The 7,943-nt window shown below is 65.4% G+C and carries 11 protein-coding genes; 5 read left to right on the top strand and 6 right to left on the bottom strand.

The window, feature by feature from the left end:
* Nucleotides 1–652, bottom strand: a 652-nt coding sequence (locus tag A9W99_RS13875) for an IMP dehydrogenase (protein WP_156623093.1), incomplete at its 3' end; no start/stop codon positions are given.
* Between the two features lie 154 nt (nt 653–806).
* Here A9W99_RS13875 and A9W99_RS13870 point away from each other — a divergent pair.
* Complete coding sequence (locus tag A9W99_RS13870; RefSeq protein WP_067241274.1) at nt 807–1,217, top strand: DUF5319 domain-containing protein; 411 nt, start codon at nt 807–809, stop codon at nt 1,215–1,217.
* 8 nt (nt 1,218–1,225) lie between these two features.
* Here the strand turns inward: A9W99_RS13870 and A9W99_RS13865 are convergent, their stop codons facing one another.
* The 3 genes from A9W99_RS13865 to A9W99_RS13855 form a co-directional block, all read right to left on the bottom strand.
* Nucleotides 1,226–2,119, bottom strand: coding sequence for an anti-sigma-D factor RsdA (locus tag A9W99_RS13865; RefSeq protein WP_067378465.1), 894 nt, complete (start codon nt 2,117–2,119; stop codon nt 1,226–1,228).
* Entirely contained in the window at nt 2,112–2,687 is a 576-nt protein-coding gene (gene sigD / locus A9W99_RS13860; protein WP_067241159.1) for an ECF RNA polymerase sigma factor SigD, read from the bottom strand. The genes A9W99_RS13865 and sigD overlap by 8 nt, the downstream gene beginning before the upstream one ends.
* An 82-nt stretch (nt 2,688–2,769) precedes the next feature.
* Nucleotides 2,770–3,600: a hypothetical protein gene (locus A9W99_RS13855; protein WP_253869823.1), complete on the bottom strand. Its 831-nt coding sequence runs from the start codon at nt 3,598–3,600 to the stop codon at nt 2,770–2,772.
* Between the two features lie 369 nt (nt 3,601–3,969).
* Here A9W99_RS13855 and A9W99_RS13850 point away from each other — a divergent pair, with 369 nt between their 5' ends.
* A complete protein-coding gene (locus A9W99_RS13850) occupies nt 3,970–4,266 on the top strand; it encodes a WhiB family transcriptional regulator (RefSeq protein ID WP_067241157.1) in 297 nt (98 codons plus the stop codon).
* 64 nt (nt 4,267–4,330) lie between these two features.
* On the opposite strand, the gene A9W99_RS13845 is transcribed toward A9W99_RS13850, so the two are convergent.
* On the bottom strand, nt 4,331–4,951 hold the full coding sequence (locus A9W99_RS13845; RefSeq protein ID WP_067378458.1) for a TetR/AcrR family transcriptional regulator: 621 nt from the start codon (nt 4,949–4,951) through the stop codon (nt 4,331–4,333).
* Between the two features lie 84 nt (nt 4,952–5,035).
* Here A9W99_RS13845 and A9W99_RS13840 point away from each other — a divergent pair, with 84 nt between their 5' ends.
* A complete protein-coding gene (locus A9W99_RS13840; RefSeq protein ID WP_067378456.1) occupies nt 5,036–5,710 on the top strand; it encodes a hypothetical protein in 675 nt (224 codons plus the stop codon).
* Between the two features lie 136 nt (nt 5,711–5,846).
* Here the strand turns inward: A9W99_RS13840 and A9W99_RS13835 are convergent, their stop codons facing one another.
* Entirely contained in the window at nt 5,847–6,245 is a 399-nt protein-coding gene (locus A9W99_RS13835) for a nitroreductase family deazaflavin-dependent oxidoreductase (RefSeq protein ID WP_067378453.1), read from the bottom strand.
* An 87-nt stretch (nt 6,246–6,332) separates the two neighbouring features.
* Between A9W99_RS13835 and A9W99_RS13830 the strand changes: the two genes are divergently transcribed.
* Together A9W99_RS13830 and A9W99_RS13825 are read left to right on the top strand one after the other, a co-directional pair.
* Complete coding sequence (locus tag A9W99_RS13830; protein ID WP_067378448.1) at nt 6,333–6,911, top strand: TetR family transcriptional regulator; 579 nt, start codon at nt 6,333–6,335, stop codon at nt 6,909–6,911.
* A gap of 23 nt (nt 6,912–6,934) precedes the next feature.
* A complete protein-coding gene (locus A9W99_RS13825; protein WP_067378445.1) occupies nt 6,935–7,930 on the top strand; it encodes an LLM class flavin-dependent oxidoreductase in 996 nt (331 codons plus the stop codon).
* The last annotated feature ends 13 nt before the right edge of the window (nt 7,931–7,943 follow it).

The raw sequence follows: 7,943 nt of genomic DNA, 5'->3' as shown, positions 1-7,943 counted from the left end.
TCTTGTTGCGCCGCAGCAGACCGAGCGCCGCGTCGGCGCTGACGCCTTCCTGCGCGGTGATCAGCGGCGCCTTGGTCATCACCTCGGCGACCTGTCTGGACTGGTCGACCTCGAATCGCATGTCGCGGTTGGTGATGATGCCGACCAAGGCGCCGGAGTCGTCGACCACGGGCAGCCCCGAGATCCGGAACTTGGCACACATCGCGTCTACCTGGGCCAGCGTGTTGTCCGGCCGGCAGGTGACGGGGTCGGTGACCATGCCGGCTTCGGACCGCTTGACCATCTCGACCTGGCCGGCTTGTTCGGCGACGGGCAGATTGCGGTGCAGCACACCCATGCCGCCCGCCCGGGCCATCGCAATGGCCATCCGCGCCTCGGTGACGGTGTCCATCGCCGAGCTGACCAACGGCACCTTGAGCCTGATCTTCTTGGTGAGCTGGCTGGACGTGTCAGCAGTGGCCGGCACCACGTCGGACGCTGCCGGCAGCAGCAAGACGTCGTCGAACGTCAGACCCAGCATCGCGATCTTGTTCGGGTTGTCGCCTCCGGTCGCCACGGGTTCGGGGGCCAGGCCGCCAAGGGAAGCGTCGCGCACGTAGGGACTGGCAACCAGGTCAGAGCTGTCTTCGAGGCCGGACATGCCACGGGACATCGGCGGGCCTTCCTTAACCATGCTTTGCGGTGAAGAACCCATCCTATCGGCTCCCCGGTGTCGCTACTTGCAGCTCTTGGGCGCGCCGACGATGAGGTTGGGCACCGGACCGGCCGCTAGCGTTATGGCGGCCCGCCTGCGTACGCTAGGAGGCGTGCGCGACCACCTCCCCCCGGGTTTGCCGCCCGACCCTTTTGCCGACGACCCCTATGACCCGTCGGCGGCCCTGGATGCAGTCGAGCCCGGTCAGCCCCTGGATCAGCAGGAGCGGATGGCGGTCGAGGCCGACTTGGCCGATCTCGCCGTTTACGAAGCCCTGTTGGCGCACAAGGGAATTCGCGGACTGGTGGTGTGTTGCGACGAGTGCCAGCAGGACCACTATCACGACTGGGACATGTTGCGCGCCAACCTGCTGCAGCTGCTGATCGACGGCACCGTTCGCCCGCACGAGCCGGCCTACGATCCGGAGCCGGATTCCTATGTCACGTGGGACTACTGCCGTGGCTACGCGGACGCTTCGCTCAACGAAGCGACATCCGACGCCGACGGGTATCACCGCCACTGACCCTGATTTCAGGGTGCTGTCGGGTCCATCGAAGTAGTTGTTGTCGAACCGTGATGATGCTTGTGCTTGGTCGACGAGGGAGTTGCCGGCGCGGTTGGTGACGGCGTCGCGGATTCGCTCGCGGACGGATTTGGCGGCGGGGAAGTCGTGCCGGCCACGGTCGACGGCGTGGTGGCCGTCGGTGCCGAGGGAGTCGTCGTCCTGGCCGGGGCGGTCTTCGACTGCGGGGCCGGGGTCGCCGGCGAATTTGCCGTCGGCGGGGCGGCCGGCGGCAGCGTCGCATTGGGGTCGCGGCTTTCCACCTTCGTATTGAGCAGGTTCAGCTGGTTGATCAGGTCCTGCCGGCGGCTGGGGTCGTTCATGGCCTGCACCGTGCTGCTGACCTCGGCCAGCTGGTTCTGGGCCTGCGCCCACTGGCCCTGGGCGATCATCTGCTGGACCTTGGCCAGATCGGCCTTGGCCGACAGTACGACCTGATCGTCGTTGACCCGCCGCTCGTCGAAGAACATCGCGTGCAGGCCGTACAGCGCGTCGCCCGGACGGGCGTCGGCGACCACCGCCCCGAAGCCGCTCAGCATCAATAGCGACGCAGCCACCGAACCGACCGCCGCCAGGCCGTGCCGTGCACGCCGACGCTCCTCGATTCCGGTGCACAGCGCTTCTACCGCCTCGTCCGGCGAGACCAGCGCGCTGGCCGGGGGCCACCGTAAATCGTCGCGCCACTGTCCCAGCAGGGCGGCCAGCGCCTTGTCTTCCAGGCCGTCGGGATCGTCCAAATCGATATCGGAACGCTCGGCGAGCGCGTCGAGCATCAAATCGGTGCGGGCCAGCTCGCCCAATCCCGCGTCGAAGGCCGACGAGTCATCACCGGTAAAGCCCAAATCGGAACCTAGGTCACGCATAATCACCTGCCGCGACAATCTCATCTTTCAACCGTTGGAGCGCGCGATGCTGGGCCACCCGGACCGCTCCCGTGGTACTGCCGACGGCGGCGGCGGTTTCCTCGGCGGACAGGCCGACGACGACCCGCAGGATCAGGATCTCGCGTTGCTTGGCCGGCAAGATCTCGAGCAACTCGTTCATCCGGGTGACCGAATCGGCTTCGATGGCCAACTGCTCCGGGCCGGCGTCGGCCGACCAGCGCTCAGGCACCGATTCCGCGGGGTAGGCGAGATCGCGGCCGGCGGCCCGGTGAGCGTCGGCAACCTTGTGGGCCGCGATGCCGTAGAGGAACGCCAGAAACGGCCGTCCCCTGTCCCGGTATCGCGGCAACGCCGTGATGGTGGCCAAGCAAACCTCCTGGGCAACGTCGTCTGCTGACAGGCCGCCCCGCTCGGCCGTCCCGACTCGCGCGCGGCAGTATCGGACGACGATCGGGCGGATGGTCTCCAGTACCTCCCGAAGCGCATTTCGGTCTCCTGCTACGGCCTCTGCAACCACAGCGTCGAGACTTTCCCCTCGAATTGTCATCGACGGCGGTATCTCCAACGTTACGAACTGGACACATCCCGGGGCTAACTCGTAAGGATGACAATAACCGTCGAAAGCAATTTCACCCGGTACGCCAGGTCCCCCCGGCGCGTCGCACCTGACCTGCGCAGATATCGCGAAATTCGCCAAGTTCCCGTGCTGAAAATGTGACACTTCCGATATCGATCAGCAAGCAAGCCAATGCCCAGCGAAGTGGAATCAGCGCGAATTCGCCGGCGGCTTCCAGCGCGTTTTCGGCGACTTTGCGGGCGCGCTCGATGGAACCGGCGCTGCATAGTGCCGCGGCCAGCACCACGTCACTCTTGACGCGGTGCCGGGCCGACGGAACGGCCATGGCCTGAGCCAGTTCGACGCCTTCGGAGGCGTGGCGCACCGCGGTTGTCCCGTCGCCGGACGCCATCGCCAGCTCGGCGCCCACCCAGCGCCTGCGCACTCGCAGCCGGTCGGCGACCCGCGCTGGTAACTCGGCCGCCTCGGGCAGGGTGTCCGCGCGCGCCAACAACGTCGCCGCGGCGGCCAACCGGCCGACGCCGAGGGCGTCGGCCGCCAGCCCGACCAGCGCGTCGGCCCGGGCCTCGGGATCGCTGCCGGCCAGCGCCAGGGCACGTCCGTCCCAGCCGCGCGCCAATGTGTGCCAGCCGAGCTGACGCAGGAAGGATCCCTGCGTGCTGTGAGCCAGTGAGACCAGCGAACCATTCGCTGCTCCGCCGCGCAGCGCCGCCAGATCGCGGTAGGCGCTGCCGTAGCGGCCCTGCCCGCCGGAAGCGATTGCGCGCAGCCACAATTCGTAGGGCGTCGTCGCCGTTGGCAGCGGCCAACTTTCGGGCCGGTCGCCAAAGGCGGCAGCGGCCAGCGTGCGCTCAATCATCGAAGCCTGCAAAGTTTCGCTCACGGTGATAACGGAGTGTCATTCGGTAAACAGTTTGTGGTTTCTGCGTTACCGAGATATTACTCACGAGCGGCAGTGTGCTAATTGCTTCGGGCTGCCCGCACCTTCGTGAGCTGGGAAATCTCTGTCTCGGTCGGGCTGCTGTTAGCACACCTAGGGTTCTCCGAATGCATAACACATGAACGCAGAGTTAATTCTCTTGCAACGCATAGGAATTTGATCACTCCGTGCGGTCATTGACGGAAATTTGGCGGCCCGCTTAGCGTCTACTCTAAGCGGCAGGTAGTCATCGGTGACGCCACTCTTAGTCGCATAACTCGCTTCACAAACCCTGACCTCACTTGGGCGTGCTGTGTAGAAAGGGACCAAGCTATGCCACAACCGGAGCAGCTACCTGGACCGAATGCCGACATCTGGAATTGGCAACTCCAAGGCCTTTGCCGCGGCGTCGACTCGTCGATGTTCTTCCACCCCGACGGCGAACGCGGCCGGGCCCGGATGCAACGCGAGCAACGCGCCAAGGAGATGTGCCGGCGTTGCCCGGTGATCGAGCAGTGCCGTTCGCATGCCCTCGAAGTCGGTGAGCCCTACGGCGTCTGGGGCGGGCTTTCTGAAGCCGAGCGCGACATGCTGCTCAAGGGCGCCCTCGGTCGCCGACGCACCGCCTAACTGGCCGAGCAGACGCAAAGTCCCCTAAACGGCACGTTTCAGGGCGATTTTGCGTCTGTTCGCGCTACGAGTTTGCGATGCCCTCGAACATCAACCGGACTGCGGCATGGACAGTGCTCGCCCGCTCGTCGTCGTCGAGAGCCGGGTTGAGATTCATCATCGCCAAGCCGAAGATCATGCCGATGACGGCGCGCGACGTGGCAGTGGTGTCCAGGTCGGCCCGCAGATAGCCGTGCTCCCGACCATGCTCGTAGAAGTTGGCGTTCATCTGGACGGCCAGGTCGAACACGTCGTCTATGCGTTTGCGCAGCTCGGCGTCGACGCTGGCGGCTTCGATGAGTAACAGCCGCACCACCCGAACATCGCTGCTGATATCTGCCAGCGCCGCGGCGATGCGCGCAGCCTGATCCCGGTACTCGTCGAGCGTGCTCGCGGCTTCCGGCGCGTTCTCGGCGGCGATCGCCGCCATGGCCCGCTCGATGACAGTGTTGACGACCTCGTCGAGGATCGCGCGCTTGTTCTCGAAGTGCCGGTAGAAGGTGGAATGCCCGATGCCAACGCGTTTGGCGATATCGGCGACACCGGCGTCGTGATAGCCCGATTCGGTGAATATGTCGATGGCCGCATCGATGATCTCCTCGCGCAGCTGCAGCTTGCGGCGTTCGGCGTACGACGGTCGAGTCACCGAGCCAGGATATTTGATTCCTGAGCGGAATCGTGATTCCGTTATGGTGGTGTATATCCCATCAACAATCGAGGAGCGCTACGGATGACGGCACAGGCAGCGACACATTCCCTGGTAGACGACCGAATCTCCCGGTTGCGACAGATTTCCGGGATCGACCCGCAGGCTGCTCGGGACGCGGCCTGGGCATGGATAGAACGGTTGGGCGCCGGGCTACCGGGTGAGGCCGCGGAGATCGAGTTGGCCCAGCTGTTCGCGGCAGGCACGCCCGCTGTGGTGGACGGACAGACCGAGGGCATGCTGGTGGGCTGGACGAAGCCCGACGCCGACCTTGACCAGACCGGACGGCTACTGCACGCGGCTGCGAAAGCCGTGACCGATCAGCTGGGGCTGATGCCATGGCTGGGCAAAAAATTCGACCGCCCGGCTCAGCGGGGAACCAACGCGGTCACCGTCACGGCCACGATCCTCACCAAGCTGTTGGCCCCGAGCTACCGGCTGCGTCGCGTCGGTGGTCATTGGGAAGGCTTCGACATGCTCAACCGCGTCGAGGCCAGCGTCGTCGCACCGGACACGCGCGTGTTGGTACTGGACTACGAGACCATCGGCACCAACCCGTGGCCGATCAACCGCATCCGCGACGAGGCCGTGCAGATCGTGCCGGGCATCTTCCTGGGGGCCAAGCTGTGGCACCAAGACAACGGCTATCGCCAGCTGGCGTACTGGGCGGCCAGGTCGCCGATAGAGGTCTGCCCGTGATTCCAATACAGCTCGACGGTGCCGCGGTAGCGATCACCGGCGCCGCGCAGGGTGGGGAAGCCTGGCATCGGTCCGCCCTCCGTCGAGATGACGCAATTTTACGAAATCCTGCGGATATGGCGGGTTTTTCGGCTTATTAGGCAGCTCGCAGTTCGCGTATCACGTCGACGCGCAGAAAGTCCGGCGCATTGATCACCCAGCGCAGCATGAACCGGATCAGTAGCGGCATATCGCTGGCTTTTTCGTCGCGGTAGACCGTGGGATTGCCGACTTGGTAGTGCCGCCGCCGGGCGTCGATTTCACAGCCGCCGGCGGCGAGGACATTCCGCACCCAATCCGCCCCGGGCCCGTAGGTCAGCGCGATCACGAAGCCGTCGCCCCGGCGAAACGCCCACAGCGGTGTCCGGAAGATCCGGCCCGATTTGCGACCACGATGGACGATCACCGCCCATCCCGGAGCCCACGGCGCGATGAATTTGGTCAGCTGGTTCAGCCCGACCTTATTGAGGTGGGCGACCCATCGAGGGGTTGGCATGAGTAAAACTCCTCACTTGTGGAATTCTTGTATCGAGGCTAGCGCCGATTCGCCACAGAAGTCAACGGTTGTAGAATTCCTGACACTATGCCTCGTACGGGACGACGACCGGGCAAGACCGACACCCGCCGCATGCTGCTGGAAACCGCGGCTCACAGGTTCGCCGAGGCGGGCTACGACAAGACTTCGGTGCGCGACATCGCGGGCGCGGCGGGGGTCGACCCTGCGCTGATCAGGCACTATTTCGGCAGCAAAGCAGGGTTGTTCCGGGCAACCATGGGGTGGCCGTTCGAACCGGCGCAGATCGCCGCACAAATCACCGAAGGCGACCGCAGCGGCCTCGCGGAGCGGCTGACGGGGGTTTTCTTCAACGCCTGGGAGCAGCCTCAGTCGCGCGCCGCACTGTTGGCCATCCTGCGCGGCGCGGCAACCCATGACGAGTCCGCCGCCCTGGTCCGGCAATTCATCACCGGGCAGCTCTATCCGCTGATCGCCGAGGCGGTGCAAGGTCCAGACGGTGAATTACGGGTCGATCTGGCAATGGCTCAACTATTGGGCGTTGCCCTGCTGCGCTACATCATCCAGGTGGAGCCGATCGCGTCGCAGCCCGCCGAGGAGCTCAAAACCCGTGTCGCCCCGGTGATCAGCGTCCATCTGAACCAGTAGCTGCACCCGCGTAGGGTCCGGCTATGGACATCTCATGTGCGTTCGCAACTTCGTCCGAAACCCCGGCCCACGTGGAGTTGGCCGAGGCTCTCGGCTACCGGCGTGCATGGCTCTACGACTCGCCGGCTCTCTATCCGGACGTGTGGATGATCCTGAATCGATGCGCAGAGCGCACGTCGCGGATCGGCCTCGGGCCAGGTGTGCTGGTTCCAAACCTGCGTCATCCGATGGTCAACGCTGCAGCGATCGCCGAGCTGGTGAACCAGGCGCCTGGTCGGGTCGTCGTGGCCGTCGGCTCAGGTTTCACCGGCCGAATGGCTCTGGGCCAGCGGCCGATGCCATGGCGCCAGGTCGCCGAGTACGTGCGGTGCCTGCGGGCGCTCCTCGCCGGCGAGACCGCCGAGTGGGACGGAGCCAAGATCCGTATGCTCCATCTGCCCGGCTTCGGGGCGCAGCGACCGATCGATGTGCCGATACTGATCGGCGCCGACGGCCCGAAGGGACTGGCTGTGGCGGCCGAGCTCGGCGACGGCGTTTTCTCCGCCGCCGTCCCCCAGCCCGATGCCGCGAAAGTTTCCGATTGGCGGGCGCTGCTCTGCTTCGGCACGGTGCTGGACAAAGGCGAGGACTTGACGTCGCCGCGTGCCGTCGCTGCTGCGGCGCCCGGTGCGGTGGTGCTCTATCACGCCATGTATGAGCGCGGCGGCGCCGCGGCGGTCGATGCGCTGCCGGGCGGGCAAAGCTGGCGGAAGGCGATCGAGGCCCACCCAGCGGATGAGCGCCATCTGGCGATCCATGCGGGGCATCTGGTCAAGGCCAACCCAAGCGATGAGCCGCACGTTGCTGATCTACTCCCCTTCGCCAGCTCGGCGGCGCTGACCGGCCCGGCGGAGCAAATAGTCGAGAAAATTGCGGGATTCACCAGCCTGGGAGTGACTGAAATCGTCTATCAGCCAGCAGGTTCCGACATCGAACGAGAACTCAACGCATTCGCGTCCGCCGCCGGCCTGGCGGGCTGATAGGCCAACAACC

The sequence above is a fragment of the Mycobacterium sp. 1164966.3 genome, assembly GCF_001665395.1.
Classification (GTDB): domain Bacteria; phylum Actinomycetota; class Actinomycetes; order Mycobacteriales; family Mycobacteriaceae; genus Mycobacterium.
Note: the sequence above shows the minus strand (reverse complement) of the source record. Positions and strands in the feature narration are given on the sequence as shown.

What these genes read in the sequence shown, in the direction of transcription:
- A9W99_RS13865 (WP_067378465.1), bottom strand. Translation starts at nt 2,119, where the DNA reads ATGCGTGACCTAGGTTCCGATTTGGGCTTTACCGGTGATGACTCGTCG.
- sigD (WP_067241159.1), bottom strand. Translation starts at nt 2,687, where the DNA reads ATGACAATTCGAGGGGAAAGTCTCGACGCTGTGGTTGCAGAGGCCGTA.
- A9W99_RS13850 (WP_067241157.1), top strand. Translation starts at nt 3,970, where the DNA reads ATGCCACAACCGGAGCAGCTACCTGGACCGAATGCCGACATCTGGAAT.
- A9W99_RS13840 (WP_067378456.1), top strand. Translation starts at nt 5,036, where the DNA reads ATGACGGCACAGGCAGCGACACATTCCCTGGTAGACGACCGAATCTCC.
- A9W99_RS13835 (WP_067378453.1), bottom strand. Translation starts at nt 6,245, where the DNA reads ATGCCAACCCCTCGATGGGTCGCCCACCTCAATAAGGTCGGGCTGAAC.
- A9W99_RS13830 (WP_067378448.1), top strand. Translation starts at nt 6,333, where the DNA reads ATGCCTCGTACGGGACGACGACCGGGCAAGACCGACACCCGCCGCATG.
- A9W99_RS13825 (WP_067378445.1), top strand. Translation starts at nt 6,935, where the DNA reads ATGGACATCTCATGTGCGTTCGCAACTTCGTCCGAAACCCCGGCCCAC.